This is a genomic window from Psychrosphaera ytuae, assembly GCF_017638545.1.
Lineage (GTDB): Bacteria > Pseudomonadota > Gammaproteobacteria > Enterobacterales > Alteromonadaceae > Psychrosphaera > Psychrosphaera ytuae.
On sequence record NZ_CP072110.1, the window covers coordinates 175,194 to 199,355 of the forward strand.

At 42.9% G+C, this 24,162-nt stretch carries 18 protein-coding genes; 9 read left to right on the plus strand and 9 right to left on the minus strand.

What is annotated here, in order from left to right; all coding sequences use genetic code 11:
* Positions 1-159 precede the first annotated feature (159 nt).
* From sdhC to sucD, 8 genes are all read left to right on the plus strand, one after another.
* A complete protein-coding gene (gene sdhC / locus J1N51_RS00890) occupies positions 160-534 on the plus strand; it encodes a succinate dehydrogenase, cytochrome b556 subunit (protein WP_208832129.1) in 375 nt (124 codons plus the stop codon).
* Positions 528-875, plus strand: a complete 348-nt coding sequence (gene sdhD / locus J1N51_RS00895) for a succinate dehydrogenase, hydrophobic membrane anchor protein (RefSeq protein ID WP_208832130.1) — start codon at positions 528-530, stop codon at positions 873-875. Before sdhC ends, sdhD begins: the two co-directional genes overlap by 7 nt.
* Complete coding sequence (sdhA, locus tag J1N51_RS00900) at positions 875-2,641, plus strand: succinate dehydrogenase flavoprotein subunit (protein ID WP_208832131.1); 1,767 nt, start codon at positions 875-877, stop codon at positions 2,639-2,641. Before sdhD ends, sdhA begins: the two co-directional genes overlap by 1 nt.
* 18 nt (positions 2,642-2,659) lie before the next feature.
* Entirely contained in the window at positions 2,660-3,373 is a 714-nt protein-coding gene (locus J1N51_RS00905; protein ID WP_208832132.1) for a succinate dehydrogenase iron-sulfur subunit, read from the plus strand.
* A 126-nt stretch (positions 3,374-3,499) separates the two neighbouring features.
* Positions 3,500-6,307 (plus strand): 2-oxoglutarate dehydrogenase E1 component, encoded by a 2,808-nt coding sequence (gene sucA, locus J1N51_RS00910; RefSeq protein WP_208832133.1) that lies wholly within the window; start codon positions 3,500-3,502, stop codon positions 6,305-6,307.
* 15 nt (positions 6,308-6,322) lie between these two features.
* Positions 6,323-7,819, plus strand: a complete 1,497-nt coding sequence (gene odhB, locus J1N51_RS00915) for a 2-oxoglutarate dehydrogenase complex dihydrolipoyllysine-residue succinyltransferase (protein WP_208832134.1) — start codon at positions 6,323-6,325, stop codon at positions 7,817-7,819.
* A 164-nt stretch (positions 7,820-7,983) separates the two neighbouring features.
* A complete protein-coding gene (gene sucC, locus J1N51_RS00920) occupies positions 7,984-9,150 on the plus strand; it encodes an ADP-forming succinate--CoA ligase subunit beta (RefSeq protein WP_208832135.1) in 1,167 nt (388 codons plus the stop codon).
* On the plus strand, positions 9,150-10,022 hold the full coding sequence (gene sucD, locus J1N51_RS00925; protein WP_208832136.1) for a succinate--CoA ligase subunit alpha: 873 nt from the start codon (positions 9,150-9,152) through the stop codon (positions 10,020-10,022). The genes sucC and sucD overlap by 1 nt, the downstream gene beginning before the upstream one ends.
* 161 nt (positions 10,023-10,183) lie before the next feature.
* Here sucD and J1N51_RS00930 read toward each other — a convergent pair whose 3' ends face one another.
* The 8 genes from J1N51_RS00930 to rluE all read right to left on the minus strand — a co-directional run bounded on the left by J1N51_RS00930 (position 10,184) and on the right by rluE (position 19,963).
* Complete coding sequence (locus tag J1N51_RS00930; protein WP_208832137.1) at positions 10,184-12,754, minus strand: TonB-dependent receptor plug domain-containing protein; 2,571 nt, start codon at positions 12,752-12,754, stop codon at positions 10,184-10,186.
* A gap of 263 nt (positions 12,755-13,017) precedes the next feature.
* The gene (locus J1N51_RS00935) at positions 13,018-14,061 is read right to left on the minus strand and encodes a Glu/Leu/Phe/Val family dehydrogenase (protein ID WP_208832138.1); all 1,044 of its coding nucleotides are present in this window, start codon (positions 14,059-14,061) and stop codon (positions 13,018-13,020) included.
* A 228-nt stretch (positions 14,062-14,289) separates the two neighbouring features.
* Positions 14,290-14,745 (minus strand): GNAT family N-acetyltransferase, encoded by a 456-nt coding sequence (locus tag J1N51_RS00940; RefSeq protein WP_208832139.1) that lies wholly within the window; start codon positions 14,743-14,745, stop codon positions 14,290-14,292.
* A 2-nt stretch (positions 14,746-14,747) separates the two neighbouring features.
* On the minus strand, positions 14,748-15,893 hold the full coding sequence (locus J1N51_RS00945; protein ID WP_208832140.1) for a cupin domain-containing protein: 1,146 nt from the start codon (positions 15,891-15,893) through the stop codon (positions 14,748-14,750).
* Positions 15,894-15,980: 87 nt separating this feature from the next.
* Positions 15,981-17,351 carry an adenylosuccinate lyase gene (gene purB, locus J1N51_RS00950; protein ID WP_208832141.1) on the minus strand — a complete coding sequence of 457 codons (1,371 nt, stop codon included), beginning with the start codon at positions 17,349-17,351 and terminating at the stop codon, positions 15,981-15,983.
* A 10-nt stretch (positions 17,352-17,361) separates the two neighbouring features.
* Complete coding sequence (hflD, locus tag J1N51_RS00955; protein WP_208832142.1) at positions 17,362-17,997, minus strand: high frequency lysogenization protein HflD; 636 nt, start codon at positions 17,995-17,997, stop codon at positions 17,362-17,364.
* A gap of 12 nt (positions 17,998-18,009) precedes the next feature.
* Positions 18,010-19,122 carry a tRNA 2-thiouridine(34) synthase MnmA gene (gene mnmA / locus J1N51_RS00960; RefSeq protein ID WP_208832143.1) on the minus strand — a complete coding sequence of 371 codons (1,113 nt, stop codon included), beginning with the start codon at positions 19,120-19,122 and terminating at the stop codon, positions 18,010-18,012.
* Positions 19,123-19,261: 139 nt separating this feature from the next.
* The gene (gene rluE / locus J1N51_RS00965; RefSeq protein ID WP_208832144.1) at positions 19,262-19,963 is read right to left on the minus strand and encodes a 23S rRNA pseudouridine(2457) synthase RluE; all 702 of its coding nucleotides are present in this window, start codon (positions 19,961-19,963) and stop codon (positions 19,262-19,264) included.
* Between the two features lie 136 nt (positions 19,964-20,099).
* Here rluE and J1N51_RS00970 point away from each other — a divergent pair, with 136 nt between their 5' ends.
* Positions 20,100-22,322 carry an NADP-dependent isocitrate dehydrogenase gene (locus J1N51_RS00970; protein ID WP_208832145.1) on the plus strand — a complete coding sequence of 741 codons (2,223 nt, stop codon included), beginning with the start codon at positions 20,100-20,102 and terminating at the stop codon, positions 22,320-22,322.
* A 91-nt stretch (positions 22,323-22,413) separates the two neighbouring features.
* Here the strand turns inward: J1N51_RS00970 and J1N51_RS00975 are convergent, their stop codons facing one another.
* Positions 22,414-24,009 (minus strand): AbgT family transporter, encoded by a 1,596-nt coding sequence (locus J1N51_RS00975; protein ID WP_232842831.1) that lies wholly within the window; start codon positions 24,007-24,009, stop codon positions 22,414-22,416.
* Positions 24,010-24,162: the final 153 nt, after the last annotated feature.

The window sequence follows — 24,162 nt, forward strand, 5'->3', positions numbered from 1 at the left end:
TCAAATCGCTATATATACTGCGACTACTGCACACGTATGCAGTAAGCCTTTGGTGAGCTTGGACATAAATAAACAAAGAAATTTTAAAGCTCAACAAATCCATCGGTGTAATACATCGGTATACTCTAAAAAAACAACAGCTCTGATAGGCATGTAATCGTGAAAAAACAAAGACCTGTAAATCTAGATCTGACAACTATCTCAATGCCAGCTACGGCAAATGCGTCGATTCTACACCGCATAACGGGTGTTGCTATGTTCTTCGCACTCATATTTGTAATCGTAGTATGGGCCATTTCTCTACAATCTGCTGAAAGCTTTGAGTTCGCAAAAGAACTAATCCAAGGTGTATTCGGTAAAATTGTTGCAATTGGTACTCTGGCAGCACTTTCATATCACATCATTGGCGGTTTACGTCACATGGTTATGGATATGGGTCACTGGGAAGAACTTCAGTCAGGTAACCTTAGTGCTAAATTAGCAATCGCTATTTGGTTAGTAACAGTAATTTTAGCAGGAGTATGGATATGGTAATCAATCAAGCTTCTTTAAAGCGAGACGGTGTACAAGATTACGTATCGTTGCGTGCAACTGCGTTGATTATGACCGCGTACACGTTTTTCATTTTATATGTCTTTTTAACAACGCCAGAAATGACCTACGAAATTTGGTCAGGTCTGTTTGCAAACCTCGGTGTGAAAATCTTTACCTTCATTACATTATTATGTATCTGGGTCCACACTCGTATCGGTTTATGGCAAGTACTAACAGACTACGTTAAAAACACAGCAACTCGCACAGTATTGACTTTTATCCTTAATACTATTGGTCTTGCGTATGTTGTAGCTGGCTTATTTATTCTGTGGGGTGTCTAGTGAGTATATCTGTTCAAGAATTTGATGCCGTAGTAATCGGCGCAGGTGGCGCGGGTATGCGTGCTGCATTGCAAATTGCTGAATCAGGGCAGTCTTGTGCTTTGATTTCAAAAGTTTTCCCAACTCGTTCACACACTGTTTCTGCACAGGGTGGTATTACCGTTGCCTTAGGTAACGCCCACGAAGATAACTGGGAATTCCACATGTACGACACCGTTAAAGGTTCTGATTACATCGGTGACCAAGACGCAATTGAGTACATGTGTAAAACAGGTCCTGAAGCAATTTTAGAAATGGAGAACAAAGGTTTACCTTTCTCGCGTTTCGAAAACGGTAAAGTTTACCAACGTCCATTCGGTGGTCAGTCTAAGAACTTTGGTGGTGAACAAGCTGCACGTACCGCTGCAGCAGCTGACCGTACAGGCCACGCTCTTTTACACTTGTTATACCAACAAAATGTTAAAAACAAGACGACTGTATACAGCGAATGGTACGCATTAGACCTGGTTAAGAACCAAGACGGTGCTGTTATCGGTTGTACGGCAATCGACATCGAGTCTGGTGAGGTTGTTTTCTTTAAAGCTCGTGCAACTGTGCTAGCAACAGGTGGTGCAGGTCGTATTTTCGCGTCTACTACCAACGCACACATTAACACTGGTGACGGTGTTGGTATGGCGGCTCGTGCAGGTGTTGCTCTTCAAGATATGGAAATGTGGCAGTTCCACCCAACGGGTATTGCTGGTGCAGGTACCTTAGTTACTGAAGGTTGTCGTGGTGAAGGTGGTTACCTTCTAAATAAAGACGGCGAACGTTTCATGGAACGCTACGCGCCTAACGCGAAAGACCTTGCTGGTCGTGACGTTGTTGCACGTGCAATGATGACAGAAATCCGCGAAGGTCGTGGTTGTGACGGTCCACATGGCCCACACATCAAGCTGAAACTAGACCACTTAGGTCGTGAAACGCTTGAGTCACGCTTACCAGGTGTTTGTGAATTGTCTAAGACATTTGCTCACGTACACCCAGCTGACGAACCAATTCCAGTAATCCCAACATGTCACTACATGATGGGTGGTGTTCCTACTAATGTTAATGGTCAAGCATTAACAAAAGCGGAAGACGGCTCATTCAAAGAAGTTGAAGGTTTATTCGCAGTAGGTGAAATTGCATGTGTATCTGTACACGGTGCTAACCGCCTAGGTGGTAACTCACTTCTTGACTTAGTTGTATTTGGTCGTGCTGCTGGCCTATACCTTGAAAAATACCTTGGTGAAGGTGGTGGTGCTACTAACTACTCAAAAGATGACGCGGAAGAAGCAATGCAACGTTACAACCGCTGGGAGTCTACTAAGCAAGGTGAAGATCCGGTTCAAATTAAGAAAGACCTACAAAACTGCATGCAATTAAACTTCTCTGTATTCCGTACAGGTGAAGCGATGGCAGAAGGTCTATCTGAACTTAAAGAAATTCGTGAGCGCTTAAAACACGCTAAACTTTCTGATAACTCTTCTGAGTTTAATACACAACGTATCGAGTGTTTAGAACTTGATAACTTGATGGAAACTGCATACGCAACAGCGGTAGCTGCAAACTTCCGTACAGAAAGCCGTGGTGCTCACAGCCGTGAAGATTACTTAGAGCGTGACGATGAAAATTGGTTATGTCACAGTATCTATGATCCTACGACGGAAGAAATGAGTAAACGTGACGTAAACATGTCACCTAACCACCGTGAAGCGTTCCCGCCAAAAGCGCGAACTTACTAAGAAGGTATGTAACGCATTATGAAAACGTTGAATTTCTCTATATACCGTTATAACCCGGACGTTGACGACAAGCCGTACATGAAGGACTACCAACTTCAAGTTGAGGAAGGTCAAGACATGATGGTGTTGGACGCTCTTAACCTAATTAAAGAGCAAGACCCTACATTATCTTACCGCCGCTCTTGTCGTGAGGGTGTTTGTGGCTCTGACGGCATGAACATGAACGGTAAAAATGGTCTAGCGTGTATTACGCCATTATCGGCATTGGGTAGCGACAAAATTGTTGTTCGTCCACTACCAGGTCTTCCAGTAGTACGAGACCTTGTAATTGACATGACTCAGTTCTACACTCAATACGAAAAAGTAAAACCGTATTTAATTAATGATGACAAACAACCACCTGCGCGTGAACACCTTCAATCAATTGAAGACCGCGATAAGCTTGATGGACTTTACGAGTGTATCTTGTGTGCGTGTTGTTCGACATCATGTCCGTCGTTCTGGTGGAACCCGGACAAGTTTATTGGTCCTGCAGGCCTTCTTCACGCTTACCGATTCCTAATCGATAGCCGTGATACTGCGACTGAAGAACGATTAGCTGATTTAGACGACGCATTCAGTGTGTTCCGTTGCCACGGCATCATGAACTGTGTGAATGTTTGTCCTAAAGGCTTAAACCCGACCAAAGCGATTGGTCACATTAAATCAATGTTATTGCAGAGGTCAGTTTAATCTTGGCAGAAAGTCCAGTGGTTAATCTTTAACAAAAAAGAGTCGTTTCATTTACTTGGAAGGGCTCTTTTTTATTTTAAATTTATGTAAAATATAGTCTTAACGACTTACAAGGATATATATCTAATGCACGAAGGTGTTATGCAAACTTGGCTAGAAAGCTCCCATCTTTCAGCTAACAGCATGGTATATGTTGAGCAGATGTACGAACTGTACTTAGATGACCCTACATCTGTCTCTGACGAGTGGCGTGAAATCTTTGACCACCTCCCTAAAGTAGAAGGGGTATCGGTTGAGACTAAACACTCTGAAGTGCGCGACCTGTTTGCTCAACTAGCCAAAACTAAAGACCGCACAGTGGTATCTGCAGCCGACGAAGCTGATGCCAAACAAGTAAAAGTATTACAACTTATTAATGCTTTCCGATTCCGCGGACATCAGAACGCCAATTTAGACCCGCTTGGGCTTTGGCAGCGTGAAAAAGTTCGTGAGTTGACATTAGAGCATCACGAGCTATCGGACGTTGATAAGAGCAAAGAATTTAATGTCGGTTCGTTTGCGATCGGAAAAGACAAAATGCCGTTAGGCGAGCTTTTCGATGCACTTACACAAACGTATTGCGGCTCTATCGGTGCAGAATACATGCACATTACCGATACTGATGAAAAGCGTTGGATTCAAAATCGCTTAGAGTCAATCAAGAGTACGCCTCAATTTGATACAAAGATCAAAAAACGAATCTTAAAAGGCCTAGTTGCGGCAGACGGTCTTGAAAAATACTTAGGCGCAAAATTCCCTGGTGCTAAACGCTTTTCATTAGAAGGTGGTGATGCGCTGGTACCGATGATTAAAGAAATCATTCACAGCGCTGGTACTTCTGGTCAAAAAGAAGTCGTTATTGGTATGGCACACCGTGGTCGTTTGAACGTTCTTGTTAACGTATTAGGCAAAAAATCTGGTGAGCTTTTTGAAGAGTTCGGTGGCAAAGTCGACCCGTCTTTATTAGCTGGTGACGTTAAGTATCACCAAGGTTACTCTTCAGACTTCGCTACAGAAGGTGGCAACGTTCATTTGGCGTTGGCATTTAACCCTTCTCACTTAGAAATCGTAAACCCTGTGGTTATGGGATCTGTTCGTGCACGTTTAGACCGTCGCGACTGTGATACGGGTTCTAAAGCCTTACCGATCACGATTCATGGTGACTCTGCGATTGCGGGTCAAGGTGTTGTACAAGAGACGTTTAACATGTCTCAAACTCGTGCATACAAAGTTGGTGGTACGGTTCGAATCGTTGTAAACAACCAAGTTGGTTTTACTACGTCTAACCAAGAAGATACGCGTTCGACAGAATACTGTACTGATATTGCTAAAATGGTTCAGGCACCGATTTTCCACGTGAATGCCGATGATCCAGAAGCGGTTGCGTTAGTGTCACAAATCGCTGTTGATTACCGCAACACGTTCCGTCGTGATGTTGTGATTGACCTAGTTTGTTACCGTCGTCATGGCCACAACGAAGCTGATGAGCCAAACGCAACGCAACCTTTGATGTATCAAAAAATCAAAAAGCATCCAGTACCTCGTCAGTTGTACATCGACCGTCTAGTAAAAGAAGGTGTGTTGTCAGATGATGAAGCTAAAACGCTAATGGATGAATATCGCGCTATTCTAGACCAAGGTGAGTGTACCGTAGAAGAATGGCGTCCAATGACTGAGCATTCTGTAGATTGGTCACCATATTTAGGCCATGACTGGGATATCGAGTACGATAAAGCAGTTGCAGTTGAAAAGTTAAAAGAACTCGGTGATAAAATCACTACTTACCCTGACCATGTTAAGCCACATTCTCGTGTTAAAAAGCAATACGATGAACGCGTTAAAATGCTTAATGGTGAAAAGTTGTTAGACTGGGGTACGGCTGAAACATTAGCTTATGCAGATCTAGTTGAACGCGGAACCAATGTTCGTTTGACAGGTCAAGACTCTGGCCGTGGCACTTTCTTCCACCGTCACGCTGTAATTCACAGCCAAGATGATGCGGCGACGTACACACCATTAGAAAATATCAAAGAAGGCCAGGGCCGCTTTGAAATTTATGATGCAGTATTGTCAGAAGTGGGCGTGCTAGCCTTTGAATATGGTTACGCGACGGCTGAGCCAGATTCTCTTGTTATTTGGGAAGCGCAATTTGGTGACTTCGCCAACGTAGCTCAAGTTGTCATCGACCAATTCATTAGCTCTGGTGAGCAAAAGTGGGGCCGCTTATGTGGTTTGACTATGTTGTTACCTCACGGTTACGAAGGTCAAGGCCCTGAGCACTCTTCTGCGCGTTTAGAGCGATTTTTACAGCTTTGTGCTGACCACAATATGCAAGTTTGTGTGCCTTCAACGCCGGCTCAGGTATTTAACATGATCCGTCGTCAAGCAATTCGTCCGATGCGTCGTCCTCTTGTGGTAATGACGCCTAAGTCTCTATTGCGTCATCCACTTGCCGTTTCTTCTTTAGAAGAATTAGCGGAAGGTACGTACCACAATGTGATCGACGAAATTGATGACATCGAAGCTAAAGACGTTAAGCGCGTTGTGTTCTGTTCAGGTAAAGTTTATTACGACCTACTGGACAAGCGTCGTAAAGACGAGCAAACAGACGTGGCAATTGTTCGTGTTGAGCAGCTTTATCCATTCCCACATGCAGAAATGGACAAAGTAATCGAAAAGTACAAGCACGTAAAAGACTTCGTTTGGTGTCAAGAAGAACCTCAGAACCAAGGTGCTTGGTACTGTAGTCAACACCATTTCTGGAACTCGATTCCAACTGGGGCAAATCTAACTTATGCGGGCCGTAAAGCATCAGCTTCGCCAGCGGTAGGTTATGCATCTGTCCATGCCAAAGAACAACAAGCGTTGGTTAACGACGCATTAACGATTAAATAATCTCAAGGATTAATCATGACTACTGAAATTAAAGTTCCAGTATTACCAGAATCAGTTGCTGACGCATCAGTGGCCACTTGGCACGTTAAGGTTGGTGACAAAGTATCTCGCGATCAAAACCTAGTAGACATCGAGACAGACAAAGTTGTACTTGAAGTAGTTTCACCAGAAGACGGTGTTATTACAGAAATTCTTGAAGATGAAGGTGCGACTGTATTAGGCGAACAAGTAATCGCACGAGTAGGTGCAGCTGACGCAGCTCCTGCAGAAGCTAGCTCAGACACTGGTTCTGAAAAGAAAGAATCTGCGTCTAACGACAGTGGTGAAAAACAAGTGGTAAAAATCAAAGTTCCAGTTCTTCCTGAGTCAGTTGCTGATGCAACTATCGCAACTTGGCACGTGTCAGAAGGTGACAGTGTTGAACGCGATCAAAACTTAGTTGATATCGAAACTGACAAAGTTGTTCTAGAAGTTGTTGCGCCAGAATCAGGTGTAATCTCTAAGATTATGAATCCAGAAGGTGACACTGTTCTTGGTGAACAAGACATCGCAGAAATCACTGCTGGCGGCTCAGCTGCTCCAGCCGCGAAAACAGAAGAAGCGCCGGCGGAATCTGGTGATGAAGTAATGTCTCCGTCTGTTCGTCGTCTGGTTAAAGAAAAAGGCCTTGACGCTAGCAAGATCAAAGGTACTGGCAAAAACGGTAAAATCACAAAAGAAGACGTAGAGGCGTTTGAAAAGCAAGGCGCTAGCGCTCCTGCACCTAAGCAAGCTGCATCTTCAACTCCTGCTCCGGCAGCACCTGTTGGTGAACGTACACAAAAACGCGTTCCAATGACTCGTCTTCGTAAAACAATCGCGAACCGTTTGTTAGAAGCGAAAAACTCAACGGCTATGTTAACTACATTTAACGAAATTAACATGAAGCCAATTATGGATCTTCGCAAGCAATACAAAGACGTATTTGAAGAGCGTCACGGTGCTCGTCTAGGCTTTATGTCGTTCTATGTTAAAGCTGTTGTTGAAGCGCTTAAGCGTTTCCCTGCGGTAAACGCATCTATCGATGGTGACGACATTGTTTACCACAACTACTTTGACGTAAGTATTGCGGTTTCTACTCCTCGTGGTCTTGTAACACCAGTATTACGTGATTGCGATAAGATGAATTTTGCAGAAATCGAAAACGGCATTCGCGAGTTAGCGATCAAAGGTCGTGATGGCAAATTGACGGTTGAAGAAATGCAAGGCGGTAACTTCACTATCACTAATGGTGGTGTTTTCGGTTCGTTGCTTTCTACACCGATCATTAACCTGCCGCAAACAGCAATCTTGGGTATGCACAAAATTCAAGATCGCCCAATGGCGGTAGACGGTAAGGTTGAAATCTTACCAATGATGTACTTAGCTCTTTCTTATGACCACCGTTTAATCGATGGTAAAGAGTCAGTTGGTTTCCTTGTAACAGTTAAAGAGTTACTAGAAGACCCTGCGCGTTTATTACTAGACATCTAATTTTAGATAATAGTCCTAAACGTCGATTAAATATGGCAATTGAAGGCATTTATTAATGCCTTTTATTGCACTAATTGAGGGGATATTTATAATAGCCCCGCATGTTAAATTGGGCTGCATAGAAGTTGCAGCCTTTTACTTATAATAGAGATGGATAGAACATCATGAACTTGCATGAATATCAGGGTAAACAGTTGTTTGCTCAATACGGGCTTCCTGTATCTAAAGGCATCGCTGCCGAAACTCCAGCAGAAGCGGCTGCAGCAGCAGACCAAATCGGTGGAAACGAGTTTGTAGTTAAAGCACAGGTTCACGCCGGTGGCCGTGGTAAAGCGGGCGGTGTTAAGCTTGTTAAGACTAAAGACGAAATCAAAGCATTCGCAGAAAAGTGGTTAGGTGAGCGTTTAGTTACTTACCAAACAGACGAAAACGGCCAACCAGTTAGCCGTATCTTAGTTGAGACATGCACAGACATCGCACAAGAATTATACCTTGGTGCGGTAGTAGACCGTTCGAGCCGTCGTATCGTATTTATGGCGTCTACTGAAGGTGGTGTTGAGATTGAGAAAGTTGCAGAAGAAACTCCAGAAAAGATCTTAAAAGCAACTATCGACCCACTAGTTGGTGCTCAACCTTATCAAGGCCGTGACTTAGCGTTCAAGCTTGGTCTAGAAGGCAAGCAAGTTTCTCAGTTCGTTAAGATCTTCTTAGGTCTTGCAAAAATGTTTAAAGAGAAAGACGTTGAACTTATCGAAGTTAACCCATTAGTAATCACTCCAGCTGGTGACTTACACTGTCTTGACGCTAAAGTAGCGATCGACAGCAACGCGGTTTACCGTCACCCAGACATCAAAGAAATGCACGATCCTTCTCAAGAAGACGCGCGTGAAGCAGATGCAGCGAAGTGGGAACTAAACTACGTTGCACTAGACGGTAACGTTGGTTGTATGGTTAACGGTGCAGGCCTTGCAATGGGTACAATGGACATCGTTAACTTAAACGGCGGTAGCCCAGCTAACTTCCTAGATGTAGGTGGTGGCGCAACTAAAGAACGTGTTGCAGAAGCATTTAAGATCATCCTTTCTGACGACAATGTAAAAGCTGTTCTAGTAAACATCTTCGGTGGTATCGTTCGTTGTGACATGATCGCAGAAGGTATTATCGGTGCGGTTAAAGAAGTAGGCGTAAACGTACCTGTAGTTGTACGTTTAGAAGGTACAAACGCTGAAAAAGGTCGTGAAGTACTAGCAAATTCTGACGTAGACATCATCGCAGCAGAAAGCCTACAAAGCGCTGCTGAATTAGTTGTTAAAGCTGCAGAGGGCAAATAATGAGCATTTTAATTAACAAAGATACAAAAGTAATCTGTCAAGGTTTCACTGGTGCTCAAGGTACTTTCCACTCTGAGCAAGCAATTGCATACGGCACTAACATGGTTGGTGGTGTTACTCCAGGTAAAGGTGGTCAAACTCACCTAGGTCTACCTGTATTTAACACAGTAGCTGAAGCAGTAGCAGAAACAGGTGCTGACGCGTCTGTAATCTACGTACCTGCAGCATTCTGTAAAGATTCAATCTTAGAAGCGGCTAACTCTGGTATCAAACTTATCGTTTGTATTACTGAAGGTATCCCTACTTTAGACATGTTAGATGCTAAAGTTCGTTGTGACGAGCTAGGTGTTCGCCTAATTGGCCCTAACTGTCCAGGTGTAATCACTCCAGGTGAATGTAAGATCGGTATCATGCCTGGTCACATCCACAAGCCAGGTCGTGTAGGTATCGTATCTCGTTCAGGTACTTTGACGTACGAAGCGGTAAAACAAACTACAGACGCTGGTTTCGGTCAGTCTACGTGTGTTGGTATCGGTGGTGACCCGATCCCAGGTACAAACTTCATCGACGTTTTAGAAATGTTCGAAAAGGACCCTAAAACTGAAGCTATCGTAATGATCGGTGAAATCGGTGGTACGGCAGAAGAAGAAGCTGCTGCATACATCAAAGAAAACGTAACTAAACCTGTTGTTTCTTACATTGCTGGTGTTACTGCACCTGCTGGTAAGCGTATGGGTCACGCTGGTGCGATTATCTCTGGTGGTAAAGGTACTGCTGATGACAAATTCGCAGCGTTAGAAGCAGCTGGTGTTAAAACAGTTCGCTCTCTTGCTGACATCGGTAAAGCACTAGCTGAGAAAACTGGCTGGTAATTACTGATTGTTTACAATTAAGTGTAAACAACAAATATCACGAAAAGGCTAGGGCAATTTGCTCTAGCTTTTTTTTTGATATTAGATTCACAGAATCAAAGTATAAAAAAACCTGAATCATAGGAATCAGGTTTCTTATTAGGTTGATTTGTCGTTCTGGATTAGAACTTGTAAACACCTTTCAGGTAGTAGAAGCCACCATTGATACCAATAGGTGAAGTTACTGGGTATTTCGCGCCAGCAATTTCATTGTCCCACTGAGTATTTTCGTCAGGTGTTTCATCAAATGCGTTCTTCGCACCAACAATTAGTTCGAAGTTTTCATTGATGTCATAACCCGCTTCTAAGTCAACTGTGAACTCGGCAGAGATATCTTCAATCGGTAGACCTGAGTCTAAGTGATCTTCATAGATGTCTGCAAAGTAGTTAACACGAGCCATTAAACGCCAGCCGTCATTTTGGTGGTTAGTTGTAAAGCTCCAACGGTGCTTAGGTAAGTTTTCTTCAATCATACGTACACGTTCTGCAGAGATGTTCTCAGAGTGCTGAGTTACCTCTGTTTCAGTCCAGTTGTACGCTAAAGAGTACTTGTTCTCACCGCCCATGAAGTCCTGAGAGTAGTTAGCTACAACGTCAACACCTTTAGTATCAGTGTCAAAGTCGTTAGTGAAGTAACTTACTTCAGTAAAGCTAGATGCGTCTTGAACACCTTGTGCTAGAAGCGTGTCGATGTCGTCTTGAGTTAGCTTGATACCAGAAACGGTAGCGATACGATCTGTTACTTCAATGTTGAAGTAGTCAACTGTAACGAATAAACCGTTGTCAAACTCACCGACAAAACCGAAGCTGATTGATTCAGACTCTTCAGGTTGTAGTGGCTGACCACCTTTTAATACCGCAACAGGATTTGTTGGAGGTAATGTCGCACGGTCGATAAGTTTGCCGTCTGTACCGAACGCTGTTGTTACGTTACGAACGTTTGATTGACCAATCGTAGGTGCTTTAAAGCCAGTACTAAATGCACCACGTAGCGCCATAGTGTCATTTAACTGGTAGCGACCTGCTAGTTTACCTTTTGTTGTGTTACCGAAGTCAGAGAAGTCTTCGAAACGCAATGCTGCAGATAGCATTAGATCATCATTAACCATGTACTCTAGGTCAGTGTAGATTGCAAAGCTACGACGGTCTGCTTTACCAGCACTCTTCGCTGATAAACCAGGGAAGCCGTTAGAACCAATACCAAAGCCTTGTGATGCTAAAGGACCGATTTCCCATGACTTATAGTCACCTGCGATACTTTCGTACGACTCGTGACGGAACTCAACACCACCGGCAACGTTTAACGTGCCGTCGTTGAAGTTGTCGTAGTATTTAGAAAGGTCTAGGTTAAGAGACTGTTCTGATTGAATGTATTTACCAGGCTTAAATTCAGTTGGCGTATCTGGACCTAAGCTAGGGTTGATCGTGTTACGTATCATGAAGTCAACTTCGTTTGAACCAGCGTAGAAGCTGATGTCATAGTTTAACTCGTCAACGAATAGGTCTGTTTCACCTTTTGTACCTAAAGCGATCGCAGAGTCTACGATTTTACCGCCGAACTTAGGTGTGAAGCCACCAGGGAACATTTCGTTAAACGCAAAACAATCTGGGTTGTTAGCTACTTCATTGATGTAACGTGAGTTTTGTAGAACGTTGCTACCTACTTGGATATCGGTAGGGCAGTTACCACTCATATCACCTGTTAAATCACCAACAAGTAATAATTGGTTGCCATCATCATCCGTACCACCGTCGTTAACACCGCCACGGTTATGTGGGTTACGGAAGTAGAAACCGCCTTCAACTTCACGCTCTGCGTAGTTGATAAACATATAAGCTTCTGCGTCTTTGTTTAGCTGTAGGCCAAAGTTACCAAATAGCTTAATGTCGTCTTTGATTTCTGGGTTACCCCAAACTTGAGCTGGGTCAGCGACAAAGTTGTTACCTGCTGCAATAAGTGCTGCTGCGTCATCGCGTTGCACACTGCGGCTCGTTGGGTCTGCTTCTTTGAATTCGAAAGAGAAGTTTGCGTAGCCTTCAGATGTTAGCGGTAAACCAACGTTACCAGCGTACTGAATTGTATCGCCATCACCTTCGTAGTGAGAGCCATATTTAACTTCAAACTGACCGCCTTCTTGGTCGTCTTTCAGTACAAAGTTAATTACGCCAGCAATTGCATCTGAACCGTACTGTGCGGCAGCACCATCACGAAGTACTTCTACTTGCTTAATCGCGATTGAAGGAATGACTGATAAGTCAGGTCCTTGCGCACCATCAGACAAACCACCACCTAAGAAAGTGATAACGGCTGAGCGGTGACGACGTTTACCATTAACTAATACTAAGGTGTGGTCAGCAGCCATACCACGTAAGTTCGCAGGGCGAACTAGGGTGGATGCGTCATTGATAGGCTGTTCATTTACGTTAAAAGAAGGTACTGATGTTTGTAACATCGATACCATATCTGTCGAACCTTGCTTGTTGAATTCTTCAGAGCTGATTACATCAACTGGTACTGGAGAATCACCGATAGAGCGAGGCGCTGCTCGCGAACCGACAACTGCAATCTTTTCAATGTCTTTTTCTGCGGCGGTCTCATTCGCTACAGCAAGAGATGGGGAAAGAACACCAACAGAAAGGCTCGAAAGCAAAGAGTACTTTAATACTCTCGAAATTGGTTTTAATTTAAACATGTTTGGTCCCTTTAAATTATTCTTATGAATCACCATAATTTTTTTTATATTGGTGATATTTCTAACCTACAGGGAAAATATTTTTTTTGCTAGGGATCAAGGTGATGATTTGGATAAAAAAAAACCAAAAAACGCATGTTTTTCGTTATTTTTAGATATACAAATGTATATTTATAAGAGATTTTGGTTTTAACTGCATTGAACGAACACAAAAAAAGCAGACGAGTGTCTGCTTTTTTTTACGAGGTTGTACCAGTTGAAGCTTACTTACCACCGCGCTTGATGATTTCTTGTGCAATTATGTCGGCAACCTCATGGGTGGGTTTGTTTTCTTGAGCAGAACGCTCAAAAATTGTCATCAGGGTGTCGTAAATTTCTTCAACTTTACGAGTTGCCTTTTGTTCGCTGTAACCCTCTGGATCTTGCTCAAAGAAGATGTTAATGATGCCACCGGCGTTTATGGCGTAATCAGGGGCATAAAGGATACCTTTTTCCATTAGTGCATTACCGTGCTTAGGTTCTTTTAATTGGTTGTTGGCACAGCCAGCAACTATAGAAACCTTCAACTGTGGAATGGTTTGATCATTAATAGTGGCACCTAAAGCACAAGGCGCGTATACATCTGCTTCAACGGCATATATATCATTCAGACCGACGGCCTGCGCTTGATACTCTGTACAGGCTTTGTCGATTGCGTCTTGGTTGATGTCGGTAACGATCAGCTTTCCGCCTTCAGCGTGTAAACGTTCACACAAATACATACCAACTGAGCCTAAGCCTTGGATTGCAAAGGTTAAGCCCTGTAAGTTGTCTTTGCCTAGCTTGTGTTTAACAGCAGCTTTGATACCCAAATATGTTCCGTATGCAGTAAATGGTGCAGGGTTACCACTTTTACCTTCGAGACCCACTACAAACTCTGTTTCTTTATGAGCATGCATGATGTCTCCGGTCGTTATGTTAACGTCCTCTGCAGAGTAATAGGTGCCATTTAGGTTGTTGAGAGCACGACCAAATGCACGGAATAGAGCTTCTGATTTTAGTTTTTTAGGATCGCCAATAATAACGGCTTTACCACCACCAAAATTTAATCCAGCCAGAGCATTTTTGTAAGTCATTCCCTTTGACAGGCGCAATACGTCGACAAGCGCTTCTTCATCATTGTCGTAATTCCAAAAGCGACAACCGCCAACAGCCGGTCCACAGTTTGTATTGTGTACGGCAATTATTGCTCTTAAGCCTGTAGCTTCGTCATTACAAAAAACTACTTGCTCGTGATTATCGAATTCTGGTTGAGAAAAAACGGCCAAAGTTAGGTCCTCTATGTAACTAAATATTTTGCCGAGACTCTATCAGTTTCGCGGTTTTGTACCTAACTATTTCTGTGCACAACCACTGGTTTGACCTCTTTTCTTTGTAAATAAAAATTGGCCATGTGGTATTAGAAAATTAACTAAAGATTTTACTGTTGAAAGGGAAGGAAGGTCGGCCATTCCAAGTTGGCCTTAATGGGAGAACTCTAACTTGTTATAAACTGCTTAGTGTAGGATTGTAGTTGATATTTTGAATAGTTCTATGTCACACATTAAGGGCTGTTTGGCGATACCGGCTTCCATATAAACACTACCTATAGGAATAAACCCTTGGTTCCGATATTTTCGAACTTCGTCTAATAGAGAATCGAAATAGACCTTTTTTAGACCTCGTTCTTTCGCAATATTCAGCAGCCCGTTGATGACCGTTTTACCCACTTCCTTTTTGCGATATTGCATTAGGACAGCGACCCGGCTTATCTTGCCATCTCGACTTAAGCGACCAGTCGCGATCGCTTTGCCAGTGGGGTCTCTTACTAAAATATGTTCGCTTTCGTTATCGTCACCATCAAATTCTTGCTCTTCAGAAAATCGGTATTCATAAATAAATACTTGTTCTCTAATCGAACGGATTTCTGAAGAGTAATTACACCACTTTACCTTGTTGCTCTTGTAGCTCATTGTTACTCACTAATATACCAGTACCCTGTATTTATAAGTGTAGTCAATAGAGTGATATTTTCTAATTGTACTAAGGAACTTTTTAGTTCTTTACTAGTCATTGTTTCTTGCTTAGATAAGATTTCGATGAGATTCAATTGATTAGGTGCAAGCGAAAAGTACATGCCGTTACAAAAAAATTGTAATGACTGTTCTGTGATGCGATAGGAGGTTTGTAAGCCTAACACTTTGTTCAGTTGTACGTGCTCAGATTGTAAGGTTTGTAACAATTGTGATTCGCTCCACTCGTGTTCACTTGGAACAATATCTAACTCTCGAGTTGGCTCGGTTAAAAATTGATGAGCAAAATGTTCAAACCTACCAGACTCTATACTTTCTAGCATAAATTGCTTGAGAGCATCTATATCTTGTCCAGGTATGGCACCTTTAAGTCTTGATGGGTTAGAGTTGACTTGGGTTGAAAATCTGTTTTTTCCCAATTCATTTTCAAAAATATAATCTGCAAACGACGTTAACAGTTCGGTTTGGCTTGGTGCTCTAAATCCAATCGAATAGCTCATAGCATCTTCTAATGTTTCGCCACAATGCGGACTAAAAGGCGGGATATATAAAAGATCACCTGGCTCTAGTATTTCGTCGATTATGGCGTCAAAGCTATCTACTTGTAACAAGTCGGTTACCGTTTCTTTTTGTTGTAAAGTCTTATCTACCGCACCAACTTGCCAATGACGACGCCCTTGGCCTTGTAATATAAATACGTTGTACTGGTCTAAATGAGCACCCACGCCACCACCTTGGCTCGAAAACGAAACCATGACGTCGTCTATTTGCCATTGTGGCAAAAAGGATACTAGTTTGCGCAGTTCGTGAACTTCAGGAATCCAACGGTCAACACCTTGAACGAGTAACGACCATTGGCGCTCAGGTAAGTCGCCATAATCGGAAAAAGGACCATGCTTTACATTCCAACCTTGGTCACAACGAACGATTCGAGACTCTACAACTTCTTCCATGGCTAAACCCGCCAGGTCATTAGCGTCAATCGGATCGTCAAAATTTGTGACTGCTGCTTTTAGTACGACGGGTTTTTTATTCCAGTATTCGGTAATAAACGTCTGTTGAGAAAGGTTCGTCCAGTTGATATTCATAATTTTGTTACGCACGTGTTGATGAGTTTGAAGAGACAAAAAAGCCAGTGCAATAGGGCACTGGCTTACAATATAGAAAAGTTTAGACTAGTTTAGGTAGTCGATGAATTTTTCTGCGTCGCCAATATAATTAGCAGGTGTCATTGTTTTTAACTCGGCTTTTACTGTGTCTGGTAATTCTAAGCCGTCAATGAACTCAGCCATAACGGTCTGGTTTACTTTTTTACCGCGAGTTAACTCTTTAAGTTTTTCATATGGCTTTTCGATACCGTATCGACGCATAACCGTTTGAATTGGTTCAGCTAATAGTTCCCAGTTGTCGTCTAACTCGTCTAATAAGCTTTGCTCGTTAACTTCTAATTTACTGATACCTTTAAGTGTAGCTTGGTAAGCAATGATAGAGTGAGCAACACCTACACCTAACGTTCTTAGTACAGTTGAGTCAGTTAGGTCACGCTGCCAGCGAGAAACAGGTAATTTAGCAGCTAAGTGATCAAAGATTGCGTTGGCAATGCCTAAGTTACCTTCAGAGTTTTCGAAGTCAATTGGATTAACTTTATGAGGCATGGTTGACGAGCCAATCTCACCTGCAACGGTTTTTTGCTTGAAGTGACCAAGTGCAATATAAGCCCATACGTCACGGTCAAAGTCTAAAAGGATTGTGTTGAAGCGAGCCATTGCATCAAACAATTCTGCAATATAATCGTGTGGCTCGATTTGCGTCGTAAACGCATTCCAGCTTAGACCAAGAGACGTAACGAACTCTTCTGAATGCTGATGCCAGTTGTGTTCTGGGTATGCAGAGATGTGAGCATTGTAGTTACCAACGGCGCCGTTGATTTTACCCAAGATTTCCACATTCGCAATTTGTTGACGCTGACGCTGAAGACGCACGTAAACGTTTGCCATTTCTTTACCCATTGTCGATGGCGTTGCTGGTTGACCATGTGTACGACACATCATTGGAATAGACTTGTACTCAATTGCTAAGCGCTTAAGTTCAGCTAATAGTTTGTCACAATAAGGCAATACAACTTCATCACGTGCAGCTGTTAACATCAGACCATGTGATAGGTTGTTGATGTCTTCAGAGGTACATGCAAAGTGAATAAATTCGTTAATGGCCGTTAGTTCAGCATTGTCAGATACCTTCTCTTTTAAAAAGTATTCAACTGCTTTTACGTCGTGGTTCGTTGTGCGTTCGATTTCTTTAATACGCTCTGCGTCATTTTCTGAAAAGTTATCGACGATGCTGTTAAGAAGGGCATTTGCCTGCTCTGAAAACTCTGGGACTTCTGTGATTGCTGGAGTTGCAGCTAATTTTTGTAACCAGCGAACTTCAACCACGACGCGGAATTTAATTAAACCAAATTCGCTAAAGATAGAACGTAGTTTGCTCGCTTTACTTCCGTAACGTCCATCGACTGGAGAAATTGCTGTAAGAGCAGAGAGTTGCATGAGTGACCTCTTAACTAATTAGTGATAATTCTTTGTTAAATGAAATTGCGTTTCTTAAAATCGTGTTTCGACCAAATATAAATTGGCGACGTTTGCCACCGTATTGTCGCCATAAAACTGCCGCTCGAACGCCTGTCAATAATAGAGCTCGAACTAAGTTTTGAACACTCGGTTGCTTTAATACGGCGGGCGAGCCAATGACTTTTATCTTTTGTCCAATTGGACTGATGATTTGGCTGTATGCATCGGCGTAATTGTCAATAATACTTGGCGAAGTTAACTCGAAGTGGTCTAAACGACGTTGTACGTCTTCGATAAACTGACTCAACTGGCTGGCGACTTGTTGTGACGCCATAACTTTTTTGGTCAGTGACATTATGCCTGCTAAATAACGAGTCACTTCTACGTCTTTTGCCGTGGCTTGACCGCTTAACTGATGGACGAGTAGGGCACTGCCTCTCTCGAGTTTTGATAAGTCTGGGTAAACATCTTCAATGCAATTAGGGTCTGTTTGTAAAACCCCTTCCATCAAAACTTTGAGGGCGTCATAGTCAATCGACTGACCTTTAGCCGCTTCTTGGATCATCAATGCGGCTTGACAGATCGCGGCCATGGCAATGGTTTGGTTACGGGCGTTGTCGTTCATCTTAAGCTGCGCTTATCGAATATATTGTTCAATGATGCCGCCACCTAAACATACATCACCGTCATAAAATACCGCTGATTGTCCTGGTGTAACTGCGCGCTGAGGCTCGTCGAATAGCACTCTGATGGTGTCGTTCTCTAAATCATGCACAACAGAACAAGGGATGTCTTCTTGGCGGTAACGAGTCTTGACAGTTAAGCGACATGCATCTTGAGGACCTTTACCATCGATCCAAGTTAGTTGTTTCGCAACGAGGCCGTTAGAAAACAGTAAAGGGTGGTTTTTACCTTGACCCACAATTAAAACGTTACGCTCAACGTCTTTATCGACCACAAACCAAGGCTGATCATTAAAATCTTTGAGACCGCCAATTAACAAACCTTTTCGTTGACCAAGAGTATGGTACATCAAACCTTCGTGTTGGCCGATGACTTCGCCTTCAGGCGTTTCAATATTACCCGGTTGAGCTGGTAAGTACTTTTGTAAAAAGTCTTTAAACTTGCGCTCACCGATAAAACAGATACCCGTTGAGTCTTTTTTGTCAGCGGTAATTAGACCTTGTTCTTCAGCTATGCGTCTAACTTCTGGCTTTTCTAACTCACCAACGGGAAATAACGTTTGCGCGATTTGCTTTTCGCCAATTGCGTACAAGAAATAAGACTGATCTTTATTGTTGTCTAAGCCACGAAGCATTTTAGGGTTTGCTTCGTTGGTGCGACGAACGTAATGACCCGTTGCTATGTAATCGGCACCAAGGATTTCGGCAGAAAACTGTAAAAAAGCTTTAAACTTAATTTCTTTGTTACACATAATGTCTGGGTTAGGCGTGCGGCCCGCTTTGTATTCAGCTAAAAAGTGCTCAAACACATTATCCCAGTACTCTGCAGCAAAGTTTACTGTGTGTAACTCGATCCCCAATTTGTCACAGACCGCTTGCGCGTCTTTTAAATCTTCCGCCGCCGCACAGTACTCATCATCATCGTCTTCTTCCCAGTTTTTCATGAAAAGGCCTTCTACTTGGTAGCCTTGTTGTTTCAACAAGTAAGCAGAGACTGAAGAGTCGACACCACCAGACATACCAATGATGACTTTTGTATTTGCGTTTTCGGACGTAATTTCTGACATATAAATGGAAATCTACCTAGGGAGTTAAAATTTGCGCGGATTCTAACACAACAAAGCGCCCTTGAGTACGGCTCGGCGACCTTTTTAGCATTATTTTTGAGTATAAATTAGAACCTGCTAATTGACCCATTAAACTTTGTTATCCAAGTTCAATAATGCGGTATTCACCATTTGGAATATCATCGATAGTCCAATTACCCACTCGGTAACGTACTAAACGCAATGTTGGGTGACCTATGTGTGCGGTCATTCGCCTGACTTGACGGTTTTTGCCTTCCGAAATGGTGATTTCAAGCCAAGTCGTCGGGATATTTTTACGCTCTCTGATTGGCGGATTTCGAGGCCATAATATAGCGGGTTCTTCAATAGCCTTGATTTTAGCTGGTTTAGTTAAGCCGTCTTTTAGTTCCACTCCGTCACGTAGTGCTTGTAGTGCAGTCTCGTCTGGTACACCTTCGACTTGAACCCAATAACACTTAGTCGTTTTGTGCTGGGGACTGGCAATTTTGTTTTGTAACGCACCGTTATTGGTCAAAACTAATAAGCCTTCACTGTCTCTATCGAGCCTGCCTGCAGGGTAAACGCCAGGGATCGGTATATAATCTTTGAGTGTCTTACGACCCTGTTCATCAGTGAATTGGGTCAGGACATCAAAAGGTTTGTTAAACAAAACGACTTGAGTAGGACCTTGTTGTTTTTTGATCGCACGGTTTGGTTTGTTTCGTTGCTCTGCAGGTCGACGGGCACTGGTTTTTTTAAAGCCTTTGGCTGAATTGTTGTTTTTTTGTCTATGCCTTGGTGCTGGCTTAGGTGATTGGCTATTTTTTTTTACGGTTTTCATGACGCTATTATATACAAAGGTCTTTAAAAAAGGGCTGGTATTTTATAGTATGCACACCCAAAATTCAGACTTATATTCAGATTTCGTTGTCTATACTATAGCGACGAACAACTCACTGCACATGTAGGGAACCTAAATGACATCAAAAATCATCTATACAAAAACAGATGAAGCGCCGGCTCTGGCGACCTATTCATTTTTACCGATTGTTGAAGCGTTCAGTAAAACAGCTGGTATTGACGTTGAAACACGTGATATTTCGTTAGCAGCTCGTATCATCGCGAACCTTAACGAATTTTTGCCAGAAAACCAACGTGTATCTGACGACCTTGCATACTTAGGTCAGTTGGCTAAAACGCCAGAAGCAAACATCATCAAGCTTCCTAACATTTCAGCGTCAATCCCTCAGTTAAAAGCAGCAATCAAAGAGCTTCAAGCTCAAGGTGTTGAGCTTCCTGAGTTCCCGGAAGAGCCAGCAAACGAGCAAGAAGAAGCGATTAAAGCGGCATACGCAAAAGTATTAGGCTCAGCGGTAAACCCAGTTTTACGTGAAGGTAACTCTGACCGTCGCGCTCCAGGTGCTGTTAAGCAATACGCTAAGAAAAACCCTCATTCAATGGGTGAGTGGAAAAAAGACTCTAAGTCTCACGTTGCACACATGGAACAAGGCGACTTCTTCGCAAGTGAAAAATCAACAACTATCGCAAAAGACGGCAGCTTAAAGATTGAGTTTGTTGGTGAAGATGGCTCATCAAATGTATTAAAAGAATCTGTACCTGTATTAGCAGGTGAGATTGTTGACGCGACGTTCATGAGCGTTGCCGAATTACAAAAATTCTTAGCCAAAGAAATCGTTGATGCAAAAGAGCAGGGCGTATTGTTCTCAGCTCACTTAAAAGCAACAATGATGAAAGTATCAGACCCAATCATCTTTGGTCACATTGTTAAGGCGTTCTACAAAGACGTATTTACAAAACACGCTGCGACATTCCAAGAGATTGGCGTTGACGTACGCAACGGTCTTGGTGATGTTTACGCAAAAATCGAAAAGCTAGATACGGCTAAGCAAGAAGAAATCAAAGCGGACATCATGGCGGTTTATGAAACTGCACCGGATATCGCAATGGTTGACTCTGATCGTGGTATCACAAACTTACACGTTCCTTCAGACGTAATCATCGATGCATCTATGCCAGCAGCTATCCGTACTTCTGGTCAAATGTGGAATGCTGAAGGCAAACAACAAGACATGAAAGCGGTTATTCCAGATCGTTGTTATGCAGGTGTTTACCAAGAAACTATTTCTTTCTGTAAAGAAAATGGCGCATTCGATCCAGCAACTATGGGTACTGTTCCTAACGTTGGTCTTATGGCTCAAAAAGCAGAAGAGTACGGTTCACACGACAAGACGTTTGAAATCCCAGCAAACGGTGCTGTTAAAGTAACAGACCAAGATGGCAATGTTGTTTTCGAACACACTGTTGAAGCGGGTGACATCTACCGTATGTGTCAAGTTAAAGACGCACCTATCCGTGACTGGGTTAAACTAGCGGTTAACCGTTCTCGTCTATCTGGCATGCCAGCGGTATTCTGGTTAAACGAAGCTCGTGCACACGACGCTGAGTTAATCAAAAAAGTGAACGAGTACTTAAAAGAACACGACACTGATGGTTTAGACCTACGCATTTTGGCGCCAGTAGAAGCGACTCGTTTCTCACTAGAGCGTATGAAGCGTGGTGAAGACACAATCTCCGTTACTGGTAACGTATTACGTGACTACCTAACTGACTTATTCCCAATTCTAGAACTTGGTACGTCAGCAAAAATGCTATCAATCGTTCCTCTAATGAACGGCGGTGGCTTATTTGAGACTGGTGCGGGTGGTTCAGCGCCTAAGCACGTACAACAGTTCGAAAAAGAAAACCACTTACGTTGGGATTCACTAGGTGAGTTCTTAGCGTTAGCGGCTTCTTACGAGCATTTAGCGAACACTGTTGGTAACGAAAAAGCACGTGTATTATCAGTAACACTTGATAAAGCAACGGCTAAGTTCCTTGATAACAACAAGTCACCATCACGTCGTGTAAACGAACTTGATAACCGTGGTTCTCACTTCTACCTAGCAATGTACTGGGCACAAGAACTAGCGGCTCAGAATGACGACGCTGAACTTAAAGGTCAGTTCGCTGAACTAGCTGAAGTTATGACAGCTAATGAAGACGTTATCGTGAACGAGCTTAACAGCGCTCAAGGCACATCAATGGACATCGGTGGTTACTACCGTCCATCAGATGAAAAAGGATTTGCAGCGATGCGTCCTAGCAATACATTTAACAATGCATTAGCAAAACTAGGTTAATAAGCGAATAGCGTTTAGTTAACTGATTTTAAAGAAAATAAAAGCACCGTTTAAACGGTGCTTTTTTTATGTTTGTCATCAAGGTAATTGATTAGGGTTGATAATACGTTGCTGCACCTGGACCCACTGGCATGTTAAAGACAAACACCCAAATATAAAATAGGATGGTCCAACCCACGATGAAAATCAGCGAGTAAGGCAGCATCATTGCTATTAAGGTACCCATTCCTAAGTCCTTCTGGTATCTGGCCGCCATAGCTAATATCAAGCCAAAATAACTCATCATAGGTGCAATGACGTTAGTCACTGAATCACCGACACGATAAGCCGCTTGGATAACCTCTGGGGCAAAACCAATTAACATCAACATAGGCACAAAAATAGGTGCAGTAACTGCCCATTGCGCTGACGCACTACCAAGAGATAAGTTAACCAAGCCACACATCAATATGAAGATAACAAACACTTCAGGGCCGTTTAGGCCAAGTGCCTGAAGCGTTGCAGCACCTTTAACCGCTAATACAGTACCTAGGTTGGTCCACTTAAAAAATGCAACAAACTGCGCAGCAAAGAAAACCAAGGTGATGTACAAGCCCAAGGTGTTCATACTTTTAGCCATTGCAGCAATTACGTCTCGGTCATTATTCATAGTGCCAACGATTTTGCCGTAAACAAAACCCGGAATCGCAAACGTTATGAAAATAAAGGCGACTATACCCTTTAAGAAAGGAGAGCCAGCGACTTTGCCTGTTTCTGGGTCACGTAAAATGCCATTTTCTGGTACGACCGTTAACGCCAAAATGCCACATACAATAGCAAAAGCTAGACCTGCCATTTTTAATGCATATTTTTCTTTGGCTGTCGGTGGTTGCATCAACTGTGGCTCAAGCTCAACCGACGCATTTTTGGGGTCAAATTTACCGAGGCGAGGCTCAACAATTTTTTCTGTGACGAATGTGCCCATGATCGCAATGACAAACGTAGAAATAAACATAAAGTACCAGTTTACTTCTGGGCCAACGACATAATCTGGGTCGATCATATGCGCAGCGGCTTCGGTAATTCCAGACAACAGAGGGTCAACAGTTCCCATTAGAAGGTTAGCACTGTACCCCGCAGAAACTCCGGCAAAGGCTGCGGCTAAACCAGCAAGTGGGTGTCGGCCAAGTGAATGAAAGATCATTGCTGCAAGTGGAATAAGGACAACATAGCCTAGTTCTGCTGCAGTATTAGATACAATACCTGCAAATACGATGGCAAATGTTACGCCGCGTTTAGAGGCATTGAGTACGATAGAGCGCATAGCTGTCGCCAGTAAGCCACTGTGTTCTGCAACAGCAACGCCTAAAAGCGCAACCAACACCGTACCCAGTGGCGCAAAACCAGTAAAGTTAGTGACCAAACTTGTTACAATGCGTTGTAACCCTTCGGCATTCATTAATGAAACGACCTCAATCATGCCATCTGGTGCTCGTCCTTTGGCATCTAATGGACGAGGGTCCGCGACAGAAATTTCAAAAAAGCCCAAAATGCCACTTAAAACCACGATAAAAACGGCTAACATGGCAAACAATGTAACTGGATGGGGAAGTAGGTTTCCTAACCATTCGACAGTGGCCAAAAACCGAGAAAAAGCCCCGTTATTCAACTTGTCCTGTTGTGCGATAGAGTTTGAGTTGTTATTCAATTTTTCTTCTCACTAAGATGCTGTTTTACCCAATGGCTAAATCAAGAGTCTTCAATTCTTAATTTACCCTTTTGAGAACTGCAGATTATTAATTAACAAGCTGATCCTTACCTGTTGACGCTTCAATGTCAAAAATAGTTAGCGCTTTTCAAG

Coding starts and splice junctions, on each gene's coding strand:
- J1N51_RS00905 (WP_208832132.1), top strand. CDS start 2,660: ATGAAAACGTTGAATTTCTCTATATACCGTTATAACCCGGACGTTGAC.
- J1N51_RS00930 (WP_208832137.1), bottom strand. CDS start 12,754: ATGTTTAAATTAAAACCAATTTCGAGAGTATTAAAGTACTCTTTGCTT.
- purB (WP_208832141.1), bottom strand. CDS start 17,351: ATGCAACTCTCTGCTCTTACAGCAATTTCTCCAGTCGATGGACGTTAC.
- sdhD (WP_208832130.1), top strand. CDS start 528: ATGGTAATCAATCAAGCTTCTTTAAAGCGAGACGGTGTACAAGATTAC.
- sucD (WP_208832136.1), top strand. CDS start 9,150: ATGAGCATTTTAATTAACAAAGATACAAAAGTAATCTGTCAAGGTTTC.
- J1N51_RS00970 (WP_208832145.1), top strand. CDS start 20,100: ATGACATCAAAAATCATCTATACAAAAACAGATGAAGCGCCGGCTCTG.
- sucC (WP_208832135.1), top strand. CDS start 7,984: ATGAACTTGCATGAATATCAGGGTAAACAGTTGTTTGCTCAATACGGG.
- hflD (WP_208832142.1), bottom strand. CDS start 17,997: ATGAACGACAACGCCCGTAACCAAACCATTGCCATGGCCGCGATCTGT.
- rluE (WP_208832144.1), bottom strand. CDS start 19,963: ATGAAAACCGTAAAAAAAAATAGCCAATCACCTAAGCCAGCACCAAGG.
- odhB (WP_208832134.1), top strand. CDS start 6,323: ATGACTACTGAAATTAAAGTTCCAGTATTACCAGAATCAGTTGCTGAC.
- sucA (WP_208832133.1), top strand. CDS start 3,500: ATGCACGAAGGTGTTATGCAAACTTGGCTAGAAAGCTCCCATCTTTCA.
- J1N51_RS00945 (WP_208832140.1), bottom strand. CDS start 15,893: ATGAATATCAACTGGACGAACCTTTCTCAACAGACGTTTATTACCGAA.
- mnmA (WP_208832143.1), bottom strand. CDS start 19,122: ATGTCAGAAATTACGTCCGAAAACGCAAATACAAAAGTCATCATTGGT.
- J1N51_RS00940 (WP_208832139.1), bottom strand. CDS start 14,745: ATGAGCTACAAGAGCAACAAGGTAAAGTGGTGTAATTACTCTTCAGAA.